General features: G+C 29.5%; 23 protein-coding genes. 22 read left to right on the top strand and 1 reads right to left on the bottom strand.

Translation table 11 applies throughout. The features are described 5' to 3' along the window. Window positions 1-218: 218 nt before the first annotated feature. Window positions 219-641 carry a YaaR family protein gene (locus OIO11_RS11190; protein ID WP_268071559.1) on the top strand — a complete coding sequence of 141 codons (423 nt, stop codon included), beginning with the start codon at window positions 219-221 and terminating at the stop codon, window positions 639-641. A 47-nt stretch (window positions 642-688) separates the two neighbouring features. Here OIO11_RS11190 and OIO11_RS11185 read toward each other — a convergent pair whose 3' ends face one another. Beyond that, window positions 689-2,593: an NAD(+) synthase gene (locus OIO11_RS11185; protein WP_268071558.1), complete on the bottom strand. Its 1,905-nt coding sequence runs from the start codon at window positions 2,591-2,593 to the stop codon at window positions 689-691. Between the two features lie 421 nt (window positions 2,594-3,014). Between OIO11_RS11185 and OIO11_RS11180 the strand changes: the two genes are divergently transcribed. From OIO11_RS11180 to OIO11_RS11080, 21 genes are all read left to right on the top strand, one after another. Next, window positions 3,015-3,467 (top strand): NfeD family protein, encoded by a 453-nt coding sequence (locus OIO11_RS11180; RefSeq protein WP_326497938.1) that lies wholly within the window; start codon window positions 3,015-3,017, stop codon window positions 3,465-3,467. A 1-nt stretch (window position 3,468) separates the two neighbouring features. After that, window positions 3,469-4,413: an SPFH domain-containing protein gene (locus tag OIO11_RS11175; RefSeq protein WP_268071557.1), complete on the top strand. Its 945-nt coding sequence runs from the start codon at window positions 3,469-3,471 to the stop codon at window positions 4,411-4,413. Window positions 4,414-4,782: 369 nt separating this feature from the next. Next, window positions 4,783-5,172, top strand: coding sequence for a 4Fe-4S dicluster domain-containing protein (locus tag OIO11_RS11170; RefSeq protein WP_268071556.1), 390 nt, complete (start codon window positions 4,783-4,785; stop codon window positions 5,170-5,172). Between the two features lies 1 nt (window position 5,173). Continuing rightward, window positions 5,174-5,956 carry a (Fe-S)-binding protein gene (locus OIO11_RS11165; RefSeq protein ID WP_268071555.1) on the top strand — a complete coding sequence of 261 codons (783 nt, stop codon included), beginning with the start codon at window positions 5,174-5,176 and terminating at the stop codon, window positions 5,954-5,956. Between the two features lie 74 nt (window positions 5,957-6,030). Next, a complete protein-coding gene (locus OIO11_RS11160; protein ID WP_268071554.1) occupies window positions 6,031-6,999 on the top strand; it encodes a sulfurtransferase in 969 nt (322 codons plus the stop codon). Window positions 7,000-7,062: 63 nt separating this feature from the next. Next, window positions 7,063-7,743, top strand: a complete 681-nt coding sequence (locus OIO11_RS11155; protein ID WP_268071553.1) for a TVP38/TMEM64 family protein — start codon at window positions 7,063-7,065, stop codon at window positions 7,741-7,743. A gap of 49 nt (window positions 7,744-7,792) precedes the next feature. Next, window positions 7,793-9,052, top strand: a complete 1,260-nt coding sequence (locus tag OIO11_RS11150; protein WP_268071552.1) for an ABC transporter substrate-binding protein — start codon at window positions 7,793-7,795, stop codon at window positions 9,050-9,052. Beyond that, entirely contained in the window at window positions 9,036-9,929 is an 894-nt protein-coding gene (locus tag OIO11_RS11145) for an ABC transporter permease (RefSeq protein WP_268071551.1), read from the top strand. Before OIO11_RS11150 ends, OIO11_RS11145 begins: the two co-directional genes overlap by 17 nt. Then, window positions 9,922-10,728, top strand: coding sequence for an ABC transporter permease (locus OIO11_RS11140; protein WP_268071550.1), 807 nt, complete (start codon window positions 9,922-9,924; stop codon window positions 10,726-10,728). The genes OIO11_RS11145 and OIO11_RS11140 overlap by 8 nt, the downstream gene beginning before the upstream one ends. 20 nt (window positions 10,729-10,748) lie before the next feature. Beyond that, window positions 10,749-11,813, top strand: coding sequence for an ABC transporter ATP-binding protein (locus OIO11_RS11135; RefSeq protein ID WP_268071549.1), 1,065 nt, complete (start codon window positions 10,749-10,751; stop codon window positions 11,811-11,813). A gap of 20 nt (window positions 11,814-11,833) precedes the next feature. Continuing rightward, complete coding sequence (locus OIO11_RS11130; protein WP_268071548.1) at window positions 11,834-12,430, top strand: CDP-alcohol phosphatidyltransferase family protein; 597 nt, start codon at window positions 11,834-11,836, stop codon at window positions 12,428-12,430. 174 nt (window positions 12,431-12,604) lie between these two features. Next, window positions 12,605-13,810, top strand: a complete 1,206-nt coding sequence (locus tag OIO11_RS11125) for a glycosyltransferase family 4 protein (protein ID WP_268071547.1) — start codon at window positions 12,605-12,607, stop codon at window positions 13,808-13,810. A gap of 90 nt (window positions 13,811-13,900) precedes the next feature. Further along, entirely contained in the window at window positions 13,901-16,354 is a 2,454-nt protein-coding gene (locus OIO11_RS11120) for a sugar phosphate nucleotidyltransferase (protein ID WP_268071546.1), read from the top strand. Between the two features lie 412 nt (window positions 16,355-16,766). Beyond that, window positions 16,767-18,113 (top strand): NADP-specific glutamate dehydrogenase, encoded by a 1,347-nt coding sequence (gdhA, locus tag OIO11_RS11115; protein WP_268071544.1) that lies wholly within the window; start codon window positions 16,767-16,769, stop codon window positions 18,111-18,113. 194 nt (window positions 18,114-18,307) lie between these two features. Continuing rightward, entirely contained in the window at window positions 18,308-19,864 is a 1,557-nt protein-coding gene (locus OIO11_RS11110; RefSeq protein ID WP_268071543.1) for an ABC-F family ATP-binding cassette domain-containing protein, read from the top strand. Between the two features lie 139 nt (window positions 19,865-20,003). Then, window positions 20,004-20,432, top strand: coding sequence for a SoxR reducing system RseC family protein (locus OIO11_RS11105; protein WP_268071542.1), 429 nt, complete (start codon window positions 20,004-20,006; stop codon window positions 20,430-20,432). A 208-nt stretch (window positions 20,433-20,640) separates the two neighbouring features. After that, complete coding sequence (locus OIO11_RS11100) at window positions 20,641-21,372, top strand: ABC transporter ATP-binding protein (RefSeq protein WP_268071541.1); 732 nt, start codon at window positions 20,641-20,643, stop codon at window positions 21,370-21,372. A 5-nt stretch (window positions 21,373-21,377) separates the two neighbouring features. After that, window positions 21,378-22,298 (top strand): SufB/SufD family protein, encoded by a 921-nt coding sequence (locus OIO11_RS11095; RefSeq protein WP_268071539.1) that lies wholly within the window; start codon window positions 21,378-21,380, stop codon window positions 22,296-22,298. A 332-nt stretch (window positions 22,299-22,630) separates the two neighbouring features. Then, a complete protein-coding gene (locus OIO11_RS11090; protein ID WP_268071538.1) occupies window positions 22,631-22,816 on the top strand; it encodes a DUF1858 domain-containing protein in 186 nt (61 codons plus the stop codon). Window positions 22,817-22,965: 149 nt separating this feature from the next. Next, window positions 22,966-23,700: a M23 family metallopeptidase gene (locus OIO11_RS11085; RefSeq protein WP_268071537.1), complete on the top strand. Its 735-nt coding sequence runs from the start codon at window positions 22,966-22,968 to the stop codon at window positions 23,698-23,700. A 3-nt stretch (window positions 23,701-23,703) separates the two neighbouring features. Continuing rightward, the gene (locus OIO11_RS11080) at window positions 23,704-24,657 is read left to right on the top strand and encodes a M50 family metallopeptidase (RefSeq protein WP_268071536.1); all 954 of its coding nucleotides are present in this window, start codon (window positions 23,704-23,706) and stop codon (window positions 24,655-24,657) included. The last annotated feature ends 98 nt before the right edge of the window (window positions 24,658-24,755 follow it).

Genomic DNA, 24,755 nt, shown 5'->3' with positions numbered 1-24,755 from the left:
ATACTGTCACCTCAAGTTTTTAAAATGTAAATTCTTTCAATAATAAGTTACTCATTTTATTATAGCAAAAATATTGGTATTGCATAATAATTGTATTTAAGATTAGTTATAGTTAGACCCTAAACTCCTTTGTTTTTGAATTAAATTACTATATAATATACATAAAAGTGAGATTCAATTGTTAGTCATAGGATAAAAGGTTTTTGGAGGTGAGAATAATGGAAATATCACGAGTAGGAAGAAATACTCCAGTTACATCTGAAAAGAAAGTTGTTACAAGTAAAAAAAGCTTTTCTCAAAGTTTTAATTTTGCACAGCAAAAAAAATCGGAAGAACAACTAAAAAAGATGCTTGAAGATATAAAGAAAAAAGGGAACAGACTGGCTATAACTAAATGTTATGCAGATGTTGCTGCTTATAAAAGAATGATAAGAGAATATTTAGAGTCAGTATTAAATTATATGTATGGTGTAAAAAAAGACATTAGTTTTTGGCAAACTCAATACTTTATAACTGTGGATACAATAGACCAGAAATTAGAGGAGCTTACACAGATGCTGTTAAGTGATGAAAAAGAAAATTTGGGAATAGCTGCTACTATTGATGAAATAACAGGTTTAATGGTTGATGTATATAAATAAATATAAAAAATAAACTGCCAACTCATGATTGGAGCGGCAGTTTATTTTTATTTCCAAGCTTTATAGCTGGCATCCGATGACATTCTCCAATCACCTCTTGGAGAAAGGCTTATGGTTCCAACTTTTGGTCCATCAGGTAGTGCAGAACGTTTAAATTGTTGAGTAAAGAATCGCATGATGAATTTATCCAACCATTTTTTTATAGTTTCATCATCATAACTATTTTTGAAGGCATGTTTTGCAAGGAACAATATCTTTTCAGGAGTAGCTCCTTGTCTTATAAAGTAATATAAAAAGAAATCATGAAGTTCATAAGGTCCTACAATATCTTCTGTTTTTTGAGAGATTTCTCCACTATTATCTTTAGGAAGAAGTTCAGGACTTACTGGTGTATCTAAAACATCAAGCAGTATTTCAGAAGCTTGATTTGAAACTTCCTTGTCTGCTGCATATTTTACAAGATATCTTACTAAAGTTTTAGGAACAGAGCAATTTACAGAGTACATAGACATATGGTCACCATTGTAAGTAGCCCAGCCTAAAGCTAATTCAGAAAGATCTCCTGTACCCACTAGAAGTCCACCTTCCTTATTAGCTACATCCATAAGAATTTGAGTTCTCTCTCTTGCTTGAACATTTTCATAAGTTACATCATGCTTTTCAACAGGATGGTTGATATCTTTAAAGTGCTGTAGGCAAGCATCTACAATACTTATTTCTCTAAGTTCAGTACCTAATTCTTTGCAGAGATTTACTGCATTATTATATGTTCTGTCTGTAGTCCCAAAACCAGGCATGGTTATTGCAATTATATTTTTACGAGGTAAGTTTAACATATCAAAAGTTTTAGCCATTACTAGTAATGCTAATGTTGAATCAAGTCCACCGGATATTCCAACTACTGCTTTTTCAATTCCTATATGAGTTAAACGCTTAGCAAGACCAGAAGCCTGAATATTAAAAATTTCTCTGCAACGTTCTTCTCTTTCATTTTCATTTGAAGGTACAAAAGGGTGCTTATCAACAAATCTGTCAAAATTCTTGCAAGATATATCAGAAAAACTAAAATGTATTTCTCTTACTTCAAAAGGACAAAATCTTGTACTGTCTCTAAAGCTTAGATTTTTTAAACGCTCGTTATTTAATTTATCAATATCAATTAGTGCTGTTATAACCTGATTTTCTCTTTGAAATCTGTTGTTTTCCTCCAAAACAGTTCCATTTTCGGATATCATTAGATGGCCACTAAAAACTAAATCAGTAGATGATTCAAAGACTCCAGAAGAAGAATAAACATAAGATGAAATGCATCTGGCACTTTGATTTTCTATTAAAGATTTTCTATACTTGGCTTTGCTTACAAGTTCATTTGAAGCTGAAAGATTTCCTATTATATTGGCACCAGCAAGACTAAGATAAGAACTAGGTGGTATTACAGTCCATAAGTCTTCGCAAATTTCAAATCCAAATTTAAAATTTCCGCTGGAGAATATTAAGTCTATACCAAAAGGAATATTTTCTTGAAAAGAAAAGTTTACAGTTTTATTCACTATATCTATTCCTTGAGTAAACCAACGTTTCTCATAGAACTCTGAATAGTTTGGTATGTAGCTTTTAGGAACAATTCCAAGGATTTTTCCATTATATATAATATATGCGCAGTTATATAAGCAGTTTTTATATACAAGAGGAGCTCCAACTGCTATGAGAATATCTTTATTTATAGAAAATTTACAAAGCCTTCTTATAGCCAAATCAGATTTTTCTAATAAGTGCTGTTGAGAAAAGAGATCTCCGCAGGTATATGAAGTAATAGAAAGCTCTGGAAAAACTATAAGTTTACTATTGTTCTCTACAGCTTTATTGATGCAGTCTTTTATATTTTCAATATTAAAGTTTATATGTGCTACATTAGTTACAGGGCATGCTGTAGCTACTCTAATAAAATTCATTATATTCACACTCCAATTTTTAGTTATTATTGTGAAACTTTAATTTTTGAATCAATTCAAATTTACACTCTCTAGGGTTTAGTTGTCAACTTATATTAAAACATATGAAGACAATTTAAGTAAAGAGTAACGGGGAACAATAAGCAAATTAACCTTAAGCATATTTTGATAAAAAGAGTAGCAAGAAGTAGTAAAGCTATGAGAGGAGAATTATAAGTAATGAAAAATGAGTTAAATAGTAATAAATAACTTATAATAGATAAAAAATAAACTTTTATAATTATTAAGTATACTGTATTATATAAATATAAACATCATATAAATTTAATAAAATATTTGTATATCATGTAAATTTATTGTATATTAATATATAATAAAAGTATGATGACTAAGTACAATAATTCAGAAAGGAGGAATATACATGATGTGGGCACAATTGATATTATGGCTTGTAATAGCAGCTTTCGCTTTAGCAATAGATGCGGCAACCAGCAGCTTTTTATTTATCTGGTTTACAGTTGGAGGAATACTGGCAATAATATTAACTTTACTTCAATTTCCTTTTTCTACACAGCTCATTACTTTTATAGCTTCAAGTGTAGCTTTATTGGCAATTGGTTATCCAATAGTTAAAAAGACAATAAAAAGAACAGTTCCTATAACTCCAAGAATGGAAGAAGAATATATAGGGCAAGAGTTTACTTCAGATAAGAATATTAAAGAAAAAGGAACGATAAAATTTGAAGGCATATATTGGACTGTTAAAAACGTTGGAGATGACGTAAATAAAGGAGACAGAGTGAAAATCATTGGTATAGAAGGTAATAAATTAGTTATTAAAAAATTTGATATAAATAATGAAAGGGGTATTTAGTATGTTTGGCAGTATTTTAGGAGTAATATTACTAGTCATAATTTTAGCAGCAATTTTATCATCAATTAAAATTGTAAACACAGGATACATTTACATTGTTGAAAGATTTGGACAATATCACAGAAATTTAGAACCAGGTTGGCATTTTACAATTCCTTTTGCAGACTTTGTTAGACGTAAAATTTCAACGAAACAACAGATTCTGGATATTCAGCCTCAAAGTGTTATTACACAGGATAATGTTAATATATCAATAGATAATGTTATTTTCTATAAAGTGTTAGATCCTAAGGCTTCAGTATATAATATAGAGGATTATAAATCAGGTATAGTTTATTCAACTATTACGAATATGAGAAATATAGTTGGAGATATGTCTTTAGATGAAGTTTTATCTGGAAGAGATAGAATAAACTCTAAGCTACTTGAAATAATAGATGAGATTACAGATGCTTATGGAATTAAGATTTTATCAGTAGAAATAAAAAATATAATTCCACCGGCAGAAATTCAGCAAGCTATGGAAAAACAAATGAGAGCAGAAAGAGATAAGAGAGCAACTATACTTCAAGCAGAAGGACAAAGACAAAGTGAAATAGCAAGAGCAGAAGGTGAAAAGCAATCCAGAATACTTAAAGCAGAAGCGGAAAAAGAAGCAAATATAAGACGTGCAGAAGGGCTTCGTGAATCTCAATTACTAGAAGCAGAAGGTAAAGCTAAGGCTATTGAAATTGTTGCAAAAGCTGAAGCAGAAGCAATCAATAAAGTAAACAGAGCAATTATTGAATCTGGAACAAATGAAACTGTTATAGCATTGAAACAGGTTGAAGCTCTTAAAGAAATGGCTAATGGACCTAGTAACAAGCTTATACTTCCAAATGAAACACTATCTTCTTTAGGAAGCATTGCTGCTATTGGAGAAATGCTTAAAAAAGGCGATAAATAAGTATAAAAGAATTAGTAGTCTTAACAATAGTTTAAGACTACTAATTTTTTTTGTTAAAAGAGGTAATGTACATTTAAATAAATTTTTTATAAATTACTACTTGTATTTTAAGTGTAAATAATGTATTATATAAAAAACAAGAATTCCTATATACTTACTAGGGAAAGTGCAATCTGTTATTTTAGTTATATGCTCTATAAAGAGTATATAATTTTTTAAAATTAAAACCCACTAAACACATAGGAAAAGTTGGCGATATATAAGATGTAAATGCAGTTATCATAAATTTATTACAATACAAAATAACTTAGTGTAAAAAATTAAGTATTTATAAAGGTTTAATATGAGGAATGAAGGAGGATATCAATTATGAATAAGATTACTTATTCAAAAGAAATTTTGGATAGAATGCAGGAGTTTGTAAATGCCTGCTGTGAATGCAAACTTTGTATGAAAGAGTGTGAAATGTTGAATGATTTTTGCAAATGTCCCAAAAGTTTATTTAAGAATCTTTTGGAGACTGGTGAAATAGATGCAATTATTCCATATTCATGTAATATGTGTAGTCAATGTACTCTAGTATGTCCTAAAAAACTTGAAATAAAAGACAGATTTATGGATATTAGAAAAGAAATGATTAAGGTTAATAATGGAAAATCTCCCATGAAGGGACATAGGGCTATTGAAATACATCAGATTTTGGCCTTTTCAAAAATATTTAGCACTGCTAAACCAGCTATAAAAAAAAGGAGTGGTTAATATGACTAATAATGCAAAGCATACTAAAAGAGTATTTATGCCCGGATGTAGTTTATCAGCATATAATCCTTATGCTGTTGGTAAAATGTTAGAATTTTTACAGGAAAAATTGCAGGGAACAGGAGCTATATTAAAATGTTGTGGTAAACCTACTAAATTATTAGGACAAGTAGATAAGTTCAGAGAAAGATATGGTGCACTTCAAGAGGAAATTGATAGAGTAGGAGGAGAGGAAATAATAACTGCATGTCTTTCATGTTATTTAACTATGTCACAATACAGTCCTAATCATAAAGTAAAATCTTTGTGGGAATTATTACCTGAAATAGGATTGCCAGAAAAAGCAAAAGGAATTGGTAAAAGTAGTGATATAGTATTTGCTATACATGATGCATGTCCAACAAGAAATAATCCAGAAATCCACAATGGAATAAGATGGATTTTAAAAGAGTTGGGATATAAAACTGAAGAACCACTACATACACGAGAAAACACCAGATGTTGTGGGTTTGGCGGTATGGTTGTTCCAGCTAACCCAGAAATAACCTCAAGGGTAATATCGAGAAGAGTTTCTGAATTTGAGTCAGATTATGTGGTAACATATTGTGCAGCTTGTAGAGAAGCTATGGCGAAGGGCGGTAAAAAGGCTGTTCATATTTTAGACCTAATATTTGGAGAAACTGTAACTTCAGAATTTAAATTTCCACAAATATCATCAAGTCCTATAACTAGTTGGGTAAACAGATATAAATCAAAGACAATTATTGATAAAGTTTTGAAGTAATAAATAGATTTTTAAGAGATAACAGTTCTCTTTAAAATAATACAAAACAACAAAAGAAAAGGGAGGAATTATAAATGAAAAAATTTTTATTAGTACTTTTATCATTAGCATTAGTATTAGGTGTAGCAGCATGTGGTAATCCGGACATAAAAACAAGTAAAGAATTGAATAAACAAGAAATCAAATATGATGCTTATGCTAATAAAAACGTAATTATAAGTGCATTACAAGCAAAAGAAATGATAGACAAAGGTGAAAATATAGCTGTTATTGATATTAGAAAATCAATTGATTACAATTTAGGACATATTCCAACAGCATTAAATGTATGGAGACCTGATTATGGAAGTGAAAATTATCCTTATGGAGGAATGAGAGGAGAAAAAGAAAAAGTTGAGAAACTATTAGGAAGTTTAGGAATAGATAATGATACTTTCATATTATTATATGATGGTAAAGGTGATTATGATGCAGCTAGACTATGGTGGATATTAGATATGTATGGTCATGACAAAGTGGCTTTGATTGATGGTGGAATCAATGGATGGAAAGCTTCAGGACTTGAAACAGTGACTGCTGAACCTGAAATTAATGCTAAGGAATATAAATTTAAAGGCAAAGTTGATGAAAGTAAATTAGCTACAATAGAAGATGTCAAAGCGGCAATTAATGATCCAAATACAATAATATTAGATACTCGTTCAATTGAAGAATTTACTGGTAAAACTTTATTAAAGGGTGCTTATAGAAAAGGAAGAATTCCATCAAGCGTTTGGTTAGAATATAAAGAAGCTATAAACATAGGTGATGGAAAAGATACAACCTTTAAAAGCGTAGAAGAGTTAAAGAAAATATATGAATCAAAAGGAATAACACCAGATAAAACAATAATAGTTTATTGTCAATCAGCAGTACGCTCAGCACATACTACATTTGTATTAACTCAATTATTAGGATATGAAAATGTTAAGAATTATGATGGTTCATGGATTGAGTGGAGTTATAATGAAGATTTAGATATAGAAACTGGTAATATTAAATAATATATAAATAATTAAGGTATAGGTGAAGAATTCTCTATACCTTAAAAAGAAAAAGGAGAAATTATGGCTGAAGAAAAGAATAAAAGTTATGTTAAATTTACCATTACAATTGCGCTAATAGGGGTACTAGTTATTATATTGAAGAGTTTTGGAATTTTCGAATATATTAGTATTGAAAATATACAAAATTTAAAGACATGGATCAAAGAATATGGAGTTCTTGGACCGATTATATATATTTTATTATATGTTGTTGCTTGCATATTTTTCTTACCTGGTTTGCCTATTACCCTTTTAGGTGGTATTGCTTTTGGACCTGTAATGGGCGTGATATGGGCAGTAACAGGAGCAACTTTAGGAGCTTCAGCAGCTTTCTTAATTGCTAGATACTCAGCTAGAAGTATGGTAGAAGGTTGGATTGAAGGAAATGAACAGATTAAGAAGATAGATAGAGGTGTAAAAAAACAGGGCTGGAGAATGCTTATAATTACTAGATTAATTCCAGTATTTCCATTCAATCTTCAAAACTTTGCATATGGTTTAACTGAAATTAAATTTAGAACGTATGTTTTTGTTTCATTTATCTGTATGATACCAGGAGCTATTGCTTTTACTTTTATGAGTGGTGCTATAGTAAGTGGAGAGGGAATTGGAAAAACATTAGTATATTTAGGAATAGGTGCTATATTTCTTGTTATAATTTCACTTTTTCCTGAATGGATTAAAAAGAAAAAAGGATTATAATGACTTTAATAATTATATTTGAATTTTTAACATTAAAGGAGGTGACGCCGTGAAAAATAAATTTTTATATTATGTACTTATATTTGTTACTGTTATAGTCTTCACATCCTGTGGAAAGGCGAAAAATAAACAAGAATTAAAAAATAATGAATCAGCTATTAATTTAATGAACAGTAACTGGACAGACATAGTATCTAAAAGTAAAGAAGAACAAGTTAATATCTATATGTGGGGTGGAAATAGTTCTGTAAATAAGTATATTGACGAATGGGCTGTACCTAAGCTTAAAGAAGAATTTGGAATTAGTTTAAATCGTGTACCTATTGAAGATGCAAGGGATATGCTTAATAAGCTTTTAACTGAGAAACAATCTGCTAAACAAGAAGGAAGCATGGACATTTTTTGGCTTAATGGAGATAACTTTAAAATAGCTAAAGATAATGATTTGCTGTGGGGACCTTTTGTGGATAAAATGCCAAACTATAATAAGTATGTAAATAAGGAAGCTTATGATATTAAATTTGATTTTGGAGAAGATACAAGAGGTTTAGAAGCACCTTTTGGAAAGGCTCAATTTGTTTTTATATATGATTCAGATAAAATTAAAACTCCTCCTAAATCTATGAAAGAATTAAAAAAATGGGTAAAAGAAAACCCAGGGAAATTCACATACCCAGCCCCACCAGATTTTACAGGAAGTGCATTTATAAGACATGTTTTATATGAAACCACAGGAGGATATAAACAATATTTAGATCCAATGGAAGATGAAGATTTTAAAAATACATCTAAGCTTACATGGAATTATTTAAATGAAATCAAATCTTATCTTTGGATAGAAGGGAAAACCTATCCTGAAAGTTCAGCAAAGTTAGATCAACTTTTTGCAGGAAATGAAATTTGGATGACTATGTCTTATAATCCTGTACATGCAGCCAATAAATTTAAAACAGGAGAGTTCCCTAAGTCTGTTAGAACATTTGTATTAAATGAAGGTACATTATCTAATACTCATTATTTATCAATACCTTTTAATGCAAAACATAAAGCAGCAGCAATGGTTACTATTAATTTTCTTCTATCTCCAGAAGCGCAACTTGCTAAGTTTGATTCTAAAAATTGGGGAGATGGAACAATTCTAGATTACAAAAAACTTTCAAAAGAAGATAAAGTTAAATTAACTTCTATGGAAGGTGGAGCACAAGTATTGTCACAAGAGGAATTAGAAAGTGCTAGATTGTCAGAAATACCTTCAAAATATGTAGATTTATTAGAAAAAGGTTGGATAGAAAATGTGGCAAAAAAATAAACCGTATTTCTTAGTATTACCCGCGCTTAGTATTATAGTTATATTCTTTTTTGGAGGAATCTGCTGTGGATTACTTCAAAGCTTTGGTTTTTTCCCTGTAATAGGGAAAAACCATTTTACTTTTAAATTTTATAAAGAAATATTATATAGTTATGACTTCTGGAAATCTTTTTTATTAACGTTAAAGATTTCTACGATATCAACAATTATATCATCTATTTTAGGATTATTTGTGATATTTTGCTTGTTCATCATAAGCAGTAATGGAAATCACAAATTCACTTTAATCTTGCAGCGTTTCTTTATCTTACCAATGCTGATTCCTTATTTGGTTTCCGCTTATTTAATGGTTATTATGTTTATGCAAAGTGGTTGGATATCTAGAATTTTATTAAATTTAGGTTTTATAACAGAAATAAATGATTTTCCAATTATCATAAATGATTCTAGTGGATGGGGAATTATTACTACTTACGTTTGGAAAGCTACTCCTTTTATTATTTTAATGTTATATCCTGTTTTATTACAAGTAAAATCTTCATGGATTGAGGTAGCAAAAGTATTTGGGGCAAATAAAAGAAAAGCTTTTTTAGAAATAGTTTTTCCAATGTTACTTCCAGCTTGGAAAATTTCAAGCTTTATTATTTTTGCATATACTTTTTCAGATTTTGAAGTTCCTTTTTTATTAGGAGTTACTTATCCTAAAACTTTAGCTGTTCTATCTTGTGAAATTTATACTAAGGGAGAGTTAAGAGAAAGACCAATAGCTTTAGCAATTAATGCAATTTTTATTTTTATTACTTTAAGTTTAGTTGTTTTTACATATTTCTTTAGCAAAAAATGGACAGCATATGGAGGTAAGAATAAACATGAATAGTAAAGCAGTTGAAAATATAGTTTTCATATTATTGATTTTATTAGTTTTTTTTATTATTGTGCCTATTATTCCTCTGATTTTGTGGAGTTTTTCTGGTGGATGGAAATGGCCAGAGATTTTTCCTAATATTTTTGCCATGCGTGCATGGAAATATGTTTTTTCAGTTTCATCTCGTACAGGAAAAGCAGTTTTAACAAGTTTAAATATTACCTTTATTGTAACAATAATAAATATTATCATTGGGATTCCAGCAGCGAATGCCTTAGGCAGATACGAGTTTAAAGGGAAAAAAATAACAGAGGGAATATTATTAACTCCTGTTATAATTCCACCTATTGTTGCAGCAATAGGAATGCACAAAATGTTTATTCACTTAGATTTAGTCGATACTATGGAAGGCGTTGTTTTAACCCACACTATTTCTACTTTACCTTATATGATTAAAGCATTAAGTATTAGTTTTAAGAATTTAGGTTTTAATTTAGAAGAACAAGCAAAAATGTTAGGTGCAGGATATATAAATCGTTTCTTTTATGTAGTTTTTCCTTATCTTTTACCAGGAATAGCAGCAGGTTCAAGCTTAACTGTGTTAATTTCACTAAGTCAATATATAATTACTGTACTTATTGGTGGCGGACAAATTATGACATTGCCTATGCTTATGGTACCTTTTATTAATGGTGGAGATCAAAGTATTGGGGCAGTCTACTGTATAATTTTTGCTGTTTTAGCTTTTATATTGTTATGGTTTATGGATAATATTTTGAAAAAATATTATGGAAATAAAAGAATTAATTAAAAAAGAATAGGTGATTTAATATGGCTTACTTAGAATTAAAAAAAATTGAAAAAAGCTATAAAAGCTATAAGTTAAAAGTTAATAGCTTAGAAATTAAAGAAGGAGAATTTTTTGCCCTACTAGGTGCTTCAGGATGTGGTAAAACTACTTTGTTAAAGATAATAGCTGGATTAACTAATGTAGATAAAGGTGAAATTTATCTGAAAGATAAAAACATTACTAGAGTTGAGGCAGAAAAAAGAGAGTTGGGAATGGTGTTTCAACAGCCATTATTATTTCCCCATATGACCGTAGAAGAAAATGTTATGTTTGGACTTAAAATGAAGAAAATACCTAAAAAAGAGAGAGTTAAGAGAGCTAGAGAAGTTTTGAAAAGTGTTGACCTTGAAGGTTTTGGTGAGAGATATCCAATAGAATTAAGCGGAGGGCAGCAGCAAAGAGTATCACTTGCTAGAGCTATTGTATGCAAACCTAAGATTCTTTTGATGGATGAACCTTTTAGTGCTTTAGATCCAGGTTTAAGAGAAGAAATGAAACGGTTAATAAGTTATATACATAAAAAATATAAAATTACAATTATTTTTGTAACTCATGATCGTAACGAGGCTTTCAGTTTAGCAGATAGAATGGCAATTATGAAAGATGGAATGATTCTACAAGTGGGAAAGCCTGATGAACTATATAAATATCCTAGTAATGTATATATAGCAAGATTTCTGGGTGGAGAAAATATTTACTATGGAACAATAAACGAAGGTGTTTTTATAAGTGATAATTTAGAACTTTCTTTAACAAACTTAAAAAAAGAATTAGGAGAAGGATATATATTTTTACCTCCTGAAAGCTTAGAAGTTAGGAAAATTAATCATAATATTAATGAAGAAGTATTAGAAGGAAATACAAATAAATTATTTGGAACCATTGAAGAATGCTCATTTCAACAAGGATTTTTAAATATAAAATTCAAGAGTGATTCAAAAACATTTAAGGCTATACAAAAAGAGAGTGTGGGAGAGAAGTTTATATTAGGGGAAGAAATATCAGTAAACTATGAACCAAAGAAAATATGTTGGATTCCAAATTGATTTTGAAAGGAAGATTAAAAATGTTAGATACACATGCGAGAAAATATGTAAACCCATTTATTAATGTAATAGCAAAAGTATTTGTAAATATTGGATTCACACCCAATGGAATAACAATTTTAGCCCTTTTAATTGGGCTAATTACAAGTGTATTAGTTTACTTGGGTTATCCTATAATGGCATGTATATGCTTGTGGGTTTCAGGACTTTTAGATGCAGTTGATGGTGCTGTTGCAAGGTATAGAAAACAAAGTACTGCTTGGGGAACTTTGTTGGATATAGTTTTTGACAGATTGGTTGAAATAGGAATTATTTTATCTCTTGCATTAATTTTTTCTAATGTAAGACTTGAGCTGTTAATCTTAATAGCATCAATTATTTTTTCTATGACAGTATTTTTAACAGTAGGTGCATTAAGTGAAAATAAAGGTATAAAATCTTTTTATTACCAAGCAGGACTTGTTGAGAGAACAGAGGGATTTATTATGTTTACTTTTATGATTTTATTTTCAAAATATTTATCAGGGATTACTTTATTTTTTGCTTTGTTAGTTGCTGTTACAGCTTTACAGAGAATTATTGAGGCTAGAAGATTATTTTCAAAGGCAGATGTATAATTAGAAATCAACCCAATTTAACTACAGAATTTGATTGGTTGTTTTTATTTTAAAATCTCAAATTTATTTACAAATAATGGTTGAAAATATATGTTTATACATTATAATATATATTATAGAAAAAAATGGTAGAAACTAATTTTATATTAACTATAAATCAAAGGAGTGTAAGATATGAAAATATTGATGTTGTCATGGGAATATCCACCTAAAAACGTAGGAGGACTATCAAATCATGTTTATTATTTATCTCATAGTTTAGCAAGGATGGGACATGAAGTTCATGTGGTTACTTGTGAAGATGGGACAGCCCCTATTAAAGAAAATGATAATGGGGTTTTAATTCATAGAGTAGCACCTTATAAAATTGAAACACAAGATTTTACAAAATGGACTATGCAGTTGAATTTTGCAATGATTGAGGAATGTATACGATTGATAAAAGATATAGGAATGATAGATATTATTCATGCACATGATTGGCTTACAGCATATGCAGCAAAAACATTAAAATGGGCTTTTAAAATTCCAATGGTATGTACAATGCATGCTACAGAGTATGGAAGAAATAATGGAATAAAGACTGACATGCAGAGATACATATCTTCAGTAGAATGGATGCTCACATATGAGTCATGGAAGGTTGTGGCTTGCAGTAATTATATGAGAAATCAAATAAAAGATGTATTTTCTACACCTTTAGCAAAAATATGGACTATTCCTAATGGCGTAGAACCAAAGGATTTTCAATTAGAATTTAATAGTAAAGATTTTAGAAGAAAATATGCTAAAGATGATGAAAAAATAGTCTTTTATGTAGGGAGACATGTTTTTGAGAAAGGAGTACATATTTTAATAGATGCTGTTTCTAAAATAGTTGAAAAATATGATAAGGTAAAATTTGTGATTGCAGGCACTGGACCAATGACAGAAGAATTAAAGGATAGGGTACTCGACATGGGATTAAAGGAAAAAGTTTTATTTACTGGGTACATGGAAGATGAAAGTAAAAATAAACTATATAGAGTATCAGATGCAGCAATTTTCCCATCTTTATATGAACCTTTTGGAATTGTTGCTTTAGAAGGAATGGCTGCAGGATGTCCAATAGTAGTTTCTGACGTAGGAGGATTTTCTGAAATTGTAGAACATAAGGTTAATGGAATGAAGTCTATACCAGGTTTAGCTGAAAGTTTAAAGGACAATATACTGGAAATTTTAAGCAATGAGAAATTGGCAGAGACATTAAAAGAAAATGCATATAAATGTGTTTATGAAAAATATTCTTGGGACAGTGTTGCATCATTAACTGTAAAGATGTATGAACAGGTTAAAGAAGAAGCTAAAGGGACTAAATGGGAGTTCAAAGTAAATAAGTAAGAATAAGATAAAAAGTTAAAAGAATAAAAAGGAAGTAAAGAGAAGGGAAATATACAGAAAAAATAAGGTGCTGCATATAGGAGGGAGTTTATGAAAGCAGTAATTATGGCAGGGGGAGAAGGGTCAAGGCTAAGACCTTTAACTTGTAATATTCCGAAACCCATGATACCCATATTGGATAAACCAGTTATGGAATATGCAATAGAACTGCTTAAGAAAAATGGAATAACTGATATAGCAATAACTCTTCAATATTTATCTGATGAGATTGTAAGTTATTTTGAAAATGGAAAAAGGTTTGGGGTTAATTTAAATTATTTTATGGAAGAATATCCATTGGGAACTGCAGGTAGTGTTAAGAATGCAGAAAAATTTTTAGATGATACATTTATTGTTTTAAGTGGAGATGCATTAACGGATATAGATATATCCAAGGCAATCTCTTATCATAAAAAGAAAAATGCCATAGGTACATTGGTATTAAAAGAAGTACCTATACCATTAGAATATGGAGTTGTTGTAACTGATAAAGAAGGAAAAGTTACAGGATTTCTTGAAAAACCAAGTTGGAGTGAGGTTTTTAGTGATAAAGTAAATACAGGTATATATATATTGGAACCGGAAATTTTTAATTATTATCAGCAGAATCAGAAATTTGATTTTAGCAATGACTTATTTCCTATTTTACTAAATAATAATGAACCTGTATATGGATATATAGCTCAGGGATATTGGTGTGACATTGGTAATATACAACAATATATAAAATGTCATTTTGACATTTTAAAGAGACTTGTAAATGTAAAAATAAAAGGTGAAAGATATAGAGATGGGATTTGGATTGGTGAAAATTGTGAAATAAGTACTAAAGCAAATATAATATCACCTTCCTACATAGGGAACAATACAAAAATATATGCTGATGCTGAAATAGGACCATATACCATTTTGGGAAAAAATAATATAGTTTCTTCAGGGGCAACAATAAAGAGAAGTATAGCTTTTGATAACTGTTATATTGGGGATAATAGCCAAGTTAGAGGAGCAGTTTTATGTAAAAATGTACAATTGGAGTCAAAGAGTGCAATCTTTGAAGAAGCAACAATTGGGGATGATACATTAATAGAAACTAAAGCAATAATAAAACCAGGAGTTAAGATATGGCCAAATAAATTGATTGGAGCCAGTTCAGTAGTAAATTCCAATGTAATCTGGGGAGGAAAATTTTCCAAAGCCTTATTTGGAAAAAAAGGTATTAGTGGTGGAATAAATGTAGATATTACTCCAGAGTTTGTATCTAAATTAGGTTCTTCATATGGATCAATTTTAAAATCAGGGGCTAAGGTTGTAATAAGCTGTAGTGATGATGGTGCTGCTCAGATGTTTAAATATTCACTAGCTACAGGACTTCTTTCTATGGGGATTCAGGTTTATGATTTGAAAACGATGACTACGGCTATGGTAAGGCAGGCTATAATGCTTTTTGGAGTAAGTGGTGCAATTCATGTTGTAGTTGATAAAGATGATACTCAAAGAGTGAATATTTTATTCATGGATAGTTATGGAATTGACATTGATAAAGCTGTTGAACGAAATATAGAGAATAGCTTTATTAGAGAAGATTTTAGAAGAGTTAAAAATGATGAATTTAAAAAGATTATTCAGCTATCAGATACCGTTGAATATTATGTTAGAGACCTGGTAAATAAATTACAGGTTCATAATATAAGCTTTCAAAGATATAAAGTTGTACTTAGTTCAAGGAACACTTTAATAAAGTCAGTAATGCAGAATATTTTATCAGAACTTAAGGTAAATGTTAAGTTGCACAATGACTCAAAGGATTTAATAGGACTTAGTAAAGAGGTCTTAATGAGTGGTGCAAATCTAGGGGTTTATATTTCTGACGAAGGTAATTTTGCAGTTTTAGTTGATGAAAAAGGAAAGATAATTAAGGATGATGCATATGATGTTCTTAAAGCATTCATTATGTTAAAATCAACTAAACTTAAGACATTAGTGGTGCCAGTAACATCTTCAGACTCTATGGAAGGAATAGCTCATATGTGTGGAGTTAAATTCATAAGAACTAAAACTTCTCAAAAGAGTATCTTAGAAGAATATATAAATAATGAAAAAACTTTGAGCAGAAGAGTTATAATTAATTCTTATTTAATTACACTTGATGCTGTAGAAATAGTGATGCTTACTTTAAACCTAATGGCAAATTGCAATATAGCTCTTTCTGAAATAATATCAAGATTTCCTAAATATTATAAAAAAAAGCAAGAGGTTCTATGTCCGTGGAATATGAAAGGTAAGGTAATGAGAAATTTAATAGAGGAAAATTCTTCAGATTCAGTAGAACTTATCGAGGGCGTAAAGTTAAATTATGCAGATGCTTGGGCACTTATCCTTCCAGATGCAGAAGAGCCTGTATGTAGAGTTTATGCTGAAGCTAAAAACTCTGCTGATGTAGAAAAAATAAGTGATGAGTTAGCTAGAAAAATACAGGAGCTAGTTGGAATAGATATTGAAAGATAGAATAATATACGATTTTCTTTATTTAGCAATATTTTTATAAAATCAAGAAATAATATGTATTAAATAATACAGTGAACTTTAATGATGTTATCGTTGAGGTTCACTGTATTTAACGTAACTAGCAAAAGTCACTCATCTTCTATAAGTGGTGCTAGTTCACTATATAAGCTAAATTATAAGTAGTTTTGGAGAAAAAATAAATGTATAAATATGTGTTGATTTATAAACAGAATAGAACAAAAAAGAGTAACAATTAAAATGGTAAATTAATAATATTATAGTGTATATATTTAGTAAAATGTAAAAAATAACTATTTTTTTTATAAAATGCTCAAAAAACTATGTAAATATTTTAGAATTTATGTTATTATTATAGAAATAGGGTGATTAAATTCAAAAGGGGGATTTTATTGTGCAAATTAAAAAATATGTAGAAAATATATATAATGAAGTTTTACAGAGAAATTCAGGTGAAGCTGAATTTCATCAAGCTGTTAAAGAAGTTTTAGAATCTTTAGTACCAGTTTTAGAAAAACATCCGGAGTATATTGAAAATGGAATATTAGAAAGGCTAGTTGAACCAGAAAGACAATTTATATTCAGAGTTCCTTGGACAGATGATGATGGGAATGTAAGAGTAAACAGAGGCTTTAGAGTTCAATTTAATAATGCTATAGGTCCTTATAAGGGAGGACTTAGATTCCATCCAACGGTTAATTTAAGTATTATTAAGTTTTTAGGATTTGAGCAGATTTTTAAAAACTCTTTAACTGGACTTCCAATAGGTGGAGGTAAGGGAGGATCAGATTTTGATCCTAAAGGAAAATCTGATAGAGAAATAATGAGATTTTGTCAGAGCTTTATAACTGAACTTTGTAAATATATTGGTCAAGATATAGATGTACCTGCTGGAGATATAGGTGTAGGCGGAAGAGAAATCGGATATTTATATGGTCAATATAAGAGACTGAAAAGTTCTTATGAAGCTGGAGTTTTAACAGGAAAAGGATTAAACTATGGAGGAAGTCTTACTAGAACAGAAGCTACAGGATATGGTTTAGTTTATTTCGTTGATGAAATGCTTAAGGGAAAAGGTATGAGTTTTGAAGGGAAAACTGTAGTTGTGTCTGGATCTGGTAATGTGGCTATATATGCTATAGAAAAGGTACATCAATTAGGCGGTAAGGTTGTAGCATGCAGTGATTCAAATGGATATGTATATGATAAAAATGGAATTAATTTGGATACTGTAAAGAGAATAAAAGAAGTAGAAAGAAAAAGAATAAGCGAATATGTTAAGTATCATGAAGAAGCTGAATATTATGAAGGATGCAGAGGAATATGGACAATACCATGTGACATAGCTCTTCCAAGTGCTACTCAAAATGAAATAAATGAGGAAGAGGCTAAAATGCTAGTTAATAATGGAGTAATTGCAGTAGGAGAAGGAGCAAATATGCCTTCTACACTAGAAGCAGTTCATACTTTCTTAGAAAATGGAGTTCTTTTCGGACCTGCAAAAGCAGCTAATGCTGGTGGAGTTGCAGTATCTGCATTAGAAATGTCTCAAAATAGTATGAGATATTCTTGGAGCTTTGAAGAAGTTGATGAGAAGTTAAAGAATATAATGAAGAATATTTACCAAAACTCAGTAAAATGTGCTAAAGAATATGGATATGAAGATAATTATGTTGTAGGAGCTAATATTGCAGGTTTCTTAAAGGTTGCAGATGCAATGGTGGCACAAGGTATAGTATAATTCCATAGAAAATAAAAGAACAGTAGAAGTGTTTTTGAAAAAAAAATTCTGCTGTTCTTTTATTTTTAGAATATCTAGAGTTTGATTTATTTAGCAGCATTATTTAATTGACAAAGGGCATTTTTTTAATTTAAACTATATAGGATATATGGGTATATATTACGTATTTTAAATAGTTTAGAAGGAGAAGTTATATGAGTATATTAACGGTAAAAAATGTGAATCACGGTTTTGGCGACAGAGCAATATTTGAAGATGTATCCTTTAGACTTTTAAAAGGGGAACATGTTGGATTTATTGGGGCAAATGGAGAAGGGAAATCAACCTTCATGAATATAATTACAGGAAATTTAATGCCTGATGAAGGACAAATAATTTGGTCAAATAAGGTACGAGTTGGTTACATGGATCAACATGCAGTGTTAGAAAAGGGTAAAACTATACGAGATATATTGAGGGAAGCTTTTAAATATCTTTTTGATTTAGAAGAGGAAATGATAAAGATAACTGAAAAAATGGGAGAAGCATCTCCAGAAGAACTGGAAAAGCTATTGGAAGAAATGGGAGAAATTCAGGATTTATTAGAACATAATGATTTTTATATAATAGATTCTAAGATTGAGGAAATAGCAGGTGGTCTAGGACTTCGTGATATAGGATTAGATAGAGATGTTACTGAATTAAGTGGTGGACAGAGAACAAAAATTCTTCTTGCAAAGCTGCTACTTGAAAAGCCTGATATACTTCTTTTGGACGAGCCTACCAACTATTTAGATGAGGAGCACATAGAGTGGCTAAAAAAATATCTTCAGGATTATGAAAATGCTTTTATATTGATTTCACATGATATTCCATTTTTAAATAGTGTTATAAATCTTATTTATCATGTAGAAAATAAAAAATTGACAAGGTATGTAGGGGATTATGAGAATTTCAAAAGAATACATGAGGCAAATAAAAAGCAATTAGAAGCAGCTTATAAGAGACAGCAACAGGAAAAGGAAAAACTCGAAGATTTTATAGCTAGAAATAAAGCTAGAATTTCTACTACAGGTAGAGCAAAATCAAGACAAAAGAAATTGGATAAAATGGAAATGATAGAATTACCTGAAGAAAAGCCAAAACCGGAATTTAATTTTAAACCTGCAAGAACTTCAGGAAAATTAATATTTGAAACAACTGATCTTGTAATAGGATACGATGAGCCATTGTCTAAGCCTTTGAATTTAAAGATGGAAAGAGGGCAAAAAATAGCTTTAAGTGGTGCAAACGGACTTGGTAAGACAACTTTACTTAAAAGTTTAATGGGAGAAATAAAATCATTAAGTGGAAAAGTTGAGTTGGGTGATTATCAATATATTGGATATTTTGAACAGGAAACAAAAAAAGATAATTACAATTCATGTATAGAAGAGATGTGGAGTGAGTTCCCTTCATATACTCAATATGAAGTAAGGGCAGCTTTAGCTAAATGCGGACTTACAACAAAACATATTGAAAGCAAGGTTATGGTACTAAGTGGGGGAGAACAGGCTAAAGTAAGACTTTGCAAGTTAATTAATAAAGAAACCAATATATTGATTCTAGACGAGCCTACTAACCATTTAGATGTAGAGGCAAAGGAAGAACTTAAAAGAGCTCTTAAGGAATATAAGGGAAGCATTCTTTTAGTTTGTCATGAACCTGAATTCTATAAAGATGTAGTAACAGAAATTTGGAATTGCGAAGAATGGACTACTAAAATAGTATAACTAGTTCTGTGATGTGACTGGAGATTGCAGGCATCAGTGTATAAATATGTGTTAAATACTATGAAAAATATGTAGAAAAAAAGAATATAAATGATATAATTATTAGTAAAGAGTAAATCTTATTTAGGAGTTGATAAATATGACAGAAATAGGATATATAGATTCTATACAAGGAGAGTGTGCTTCAGTAGTTTTTCAAAGAAAATCAGCCTGTGGTGGAAATTGTGGAAGTTGTAAGGGTGGATGTGAAAGTGCATCACATGTCACTGAGATACAGAATACCATAGGAGCTAACAAAGGGGATAGAGTAAGGGTTTCTATTGAAGAAAAAACTTTTAATAAAATGGTTCTTTTAGTATATGTATTCCCTTTAGTTATGATGGTATTAGGAATAGGAATTGGAACTGTTGTTTTTAAAGGAGCAGGTTATGCAAATTACGAGATGTTCAGTTTTTTATTAGGTATGATGCTGCTTACTGTTTCATATTTGATTTTAAATGTTTTAAGTAGGAAAAATGAAAAAAATAAAAAACAACTTCTACGTATGGTAGAAATAATTAGAGATTAAATAAAAAATTCTGTGGTGAAATATCACAGAATTTTTTATTTTAAACTAATTAAAATATAATATTATACGTATTATAACAATTTATATCAAAATAATTGAAAGAGTATCTTCATAATGGTAATATAAATAAGTATGGTTTTATAATTAATTAGTCATATTAACAGCAGGATTAATTATACAAAAAAATTTATGTAAGGAGAAGTTTCAAATGATAGAATTTCAAAATGTATCATTAGAAGTTGGAGAACAAAATGAAAAGGTTAATATTGTAAAGGATATCAATTTAAAATTAGAAAATAACAAAATTTATGTTATTACAGGTCCTAATGGTGGTGGGAAATCATCATTATGCAAGCTTATGATGGGCATTTATAAACCTACATCTGGAAAAATTCTTTTGGATGAAGAAGATATTACTGAGTTAGGTATTACTGAGAGGGCAAAAAAGAAAATAGGATATGCTTTTCAACAGCCGCCTCATTTTAAAGGAATGACAGTTAAAGAATTATTAGAGCTTTCTAGCAAAGATAATAAAGAAAAAGTAGATACAACCGAGTTATTAGCAGATATGGGGCTTTGTACTAAAAATTATATAGATAGAGAAATTAATAGCAGCCTTTCAGGTGGAGAATTAAAAAGAATTGAAATTGCTTCTGTTTTGGCAAGAGATTTAAAACTTGCTATTTTTGATGAACCAGAGGCTGGAATTGACCTTTGGAGTTTTCAAAGACTTGTAGAAACTTTTAAAAATATGCATAGTAAGTATAAGTCAACTATTGTTATCATTTCACATCAAGAACGCATAATAGATATTGCAGATGAGGTTATAGTGTTATCTAATGGTTCCATTGAGAGAACTACAAGTAAGGAAGCGATTATTAGAGAGATAAAGGATCAAGCAGCTTGTGATTATTGCGAAACTTGTGAGGGGAGAATGTAAGAAATATGGTAAGTTCAGTTGAAGAAAGAATATTAAGTAAAATTGATGATATAGATGAACTATATAAAGGTGAACATAATATTAGAAGTAATGGCGAAGCTGTCAGCAGAAGTACTTCAAAGGATATAAGTATTACAAATAAGGAAGATAAAGCAGGTATAAATGTAGTAGTGCAGCCTAATACAAAGAATAGAAGTGTGCACGTTCCAGTAATAATTACAAATAAAAGCATTGTAGATACTGTTTATAATACTTTTGATATAGGTGAAAATTCAGATGTTATTATTGTGGCTGGATGCGGTATTCATAATTGCACTGCACAAAAGACTGAGCATGAAGGAATTCATGATATAATTATACGAAAAGGTTCAAAGGTTAAATACGTTGAAAAGCATTATGCTGAAGGTGAAGGCAAGGCTCAAAAGAATTTTCATACTAAGACTATTATTGATGTAGAAGAAGATGGTTCCCTTGAAATGGAATTAGTTCAAATTAAGGGTGTTGACGATAGTAAAAAAGATATGGAAGTAAATTTACATAAAAATGCACGATTGGTTATTACAGAAAGAATATTTACAGAGAATGAGCAAGAAGCAGCATCTAATGTAACTATCAATTTAGTTGGTGAAGATTCTTCTGCTCAAATTATATCTCGTACAGTAGCAAAGGATAAATCAAAACAAACTTTTTATTTTATGATGAATGGTAAAAACAAGAGTAGAGGACATATAGAATGTGATTCTATAATCATGAACAAGGCTGTTGTAACATCTATTCCAGCTCTTTCAGCTAGTTGTGAAGATGCAGAGCTTATTCATGAAGCAGCAATAGGTAAAATAGCTTCAGATCAGGTTATGAAGCTTATGTCATTAGGACTTACTGAAGAAGAGGCTCAAGAAACTATATTACAGGGATTTTTAAAGTAATTTTATATGAAAACCGCTCTAAAACCAAAGGGATTGACTTTTGTAAAAGTCAGTCCCTTTGGTTTTATTTAATTATATCAAATAGTGTATAATTAATGTGTTTTTATTTTAATAGTATTATTATATATATAAGTTGCAATAAATACTATTCATTATATTAAAACTTCGTTGAAGTTTTTTCATAAATTGATCATTGAGTAATGAATATTGATAATTGCAATATATATATTTAAAATACCTAGTGAAAAAATGCTTAAAGTAAAATTTTATTGGAAATAATAAAAAAGTACAATTAGCAATTAAATAATAAAAATATAAAAGGAGTAGATAGGATGAAGATTACTAAGGATATGACTATAGGTGAAATAGTAAGACAAGATATGTCCAAGGCAGAGGTTCTCATGGGCTTTGGTATGGGGTGTGTTGGTTGCCCATCAGCTCAAGGTGAAACACTTGAAGAAGCAGCTACGGTTCACGGGATAGATTTAAATGCTTTATTAGAAGAGTTAAATAAATAGAACTTTTGAATAGCAAATATTTTAATAAAAACCATATTTATTAATAACATCTATGTAAAATACATGGGTGTTATTTTTTTATTGCTCTATGTAATAGAATAAGTTTTTATTAAATATACATTATAGTAGTAAGCTTTAGGGGGTATACAATGGGAAACTTTAATTCAGAATATGAAAATTACTATAATACTATTGTTAACAAAAGAACTAACTCTAGTGGTTATTATAATAAAAATTTAGAAAAAAAAACAAATAAAAACAGAATAATAAAAAAAATAATTCAAGACTTATGTGGAGTTTTAGCTATGATTATTTTTGTGTTTATATGTAAATTAGTTGTTACTCCACAAACTGCTGCTGCATATAAGTACTGTAAAGAAGTAGTAAATACAAATTATGATTATAAACAAGTTATTCAGCAGGTTAAATATATAGAGGTAGATAACAGTAAAAATATTCAAGATAAAGTTGTGGATTTTATAGATAAAATTAAAAGTGAATTTACTGGTGAAGAAACAATAAAGAATAAAATAAAAGAGAAATTTTCTTTACCTGCTTATGGAGATGTAATGAAGAATACAGGCGAGGGAATAGATATTAAAACGATAGGAAGAAGTCAGGTTGCTGCAAGCTATGATGGAAAAGTAAAGGAATGCGGTGTAGATAAAAAAAAAGGAAGATACATTTTAATAGATCATGGAGCTGGTGTGGAAACCAGATATTCTAATCTGAAAGATATAATTGTAAAAAAAGAGGAAAAGGTAAAGAGAGGCCAAATTATAGCAATGGGACAAGATAATAATTCTCAAAGTACTGTACATTTTGAAATTTTATTTATGGGTCAAAATAAGAATTTAGAAAAAAATGTGGAAATGAAGAAATAAGATATGGAAAAACAAGGGCGTTTATTAATCAAGATTAGTAGATTATTTATTCCTTACATCATATTATTGTTAATAATTGGGTTTAGAGGTGAATTTTTAATTTCGTTTTTATTAGTGTTTTTTCATGAATTAGCACATTACTTGACCGCAAGAAAATTAGGGTTTAAAGGATTTGATATAGAAATTCTTCCTATTGGTACAGTATTAAAGCTAAAAGATTTAGATGATGCTGACCCTAAAGAGGATTTAATAATCTCTATAAGTGGACCTTTAACCAACTTAATTATGGCAGGTGTTTTTTATTTTATAAATAAAAAGTTTTCAAATCATTATTTAAATTTATTATACATGAGTAATTTGGCATTAGGAATTTTTAATTTAATACCGGCTTTTCCACTTGATGGAGGCAGAATATTGAGAGATATTTTAGCTTTTAAAACTTTTTATAAAAGAGCTAATAAAATTACAGTTAATATTAGCTTGATAATAGGTTTTTTAATAACAACTTTTTCGTTGAGTATATTGGAAGTGGGCAAAAAAAACTTGAGTATAGGAATTATTGGACTTTTTATTATGATGTCATCATATAAAGAAAAAGAAAGGATAGTTTATATAATTATGGGAGATATTATTAGAAAGAAATATAGATTTATAAAAAGAGGATATATCGAAAATAGAAATTTATCTATTTATTACAAAAAGACTCTATTGGAGGCTTTAAGTATACTTGATAAGAATAGGTATAATATTTTTGTAGTATTAAATGAAGAAATGAAAGTGATTAGTACTATATATGAGGAAGAACTTGTTGAAGCACTTAAATTATATGGGAATATTTCTTTAGAAGATTACCTAAAGGATTCAGATGAAGATAAAATAGATAAAATGGATAAGTGGGCGAAGCTTACTGTTGAAGAATGGAAAAATTGGCATGATGAAAGTATGAGGGAAGAATAAAATCAATTTTACATAAGATTAATTGATATTAAATATTATTTAATTTTTGCAGGTAATGTGTTAAAATGTATAAAACATGTAACCTAACTTAGGAGGAA

Source organism: Clostridium sp. ZS2-4, assembly GCF_026719745.1.
Lineage (GTDB): Bacteria > Bacillota > Clostridia > Clostridiales > Clostridiaceae > Clostridium_H.
Note: the sequence above shows the minus strand (reverse complement) of the source record. Positions and strands in the feature narration are given on the sequence as shown.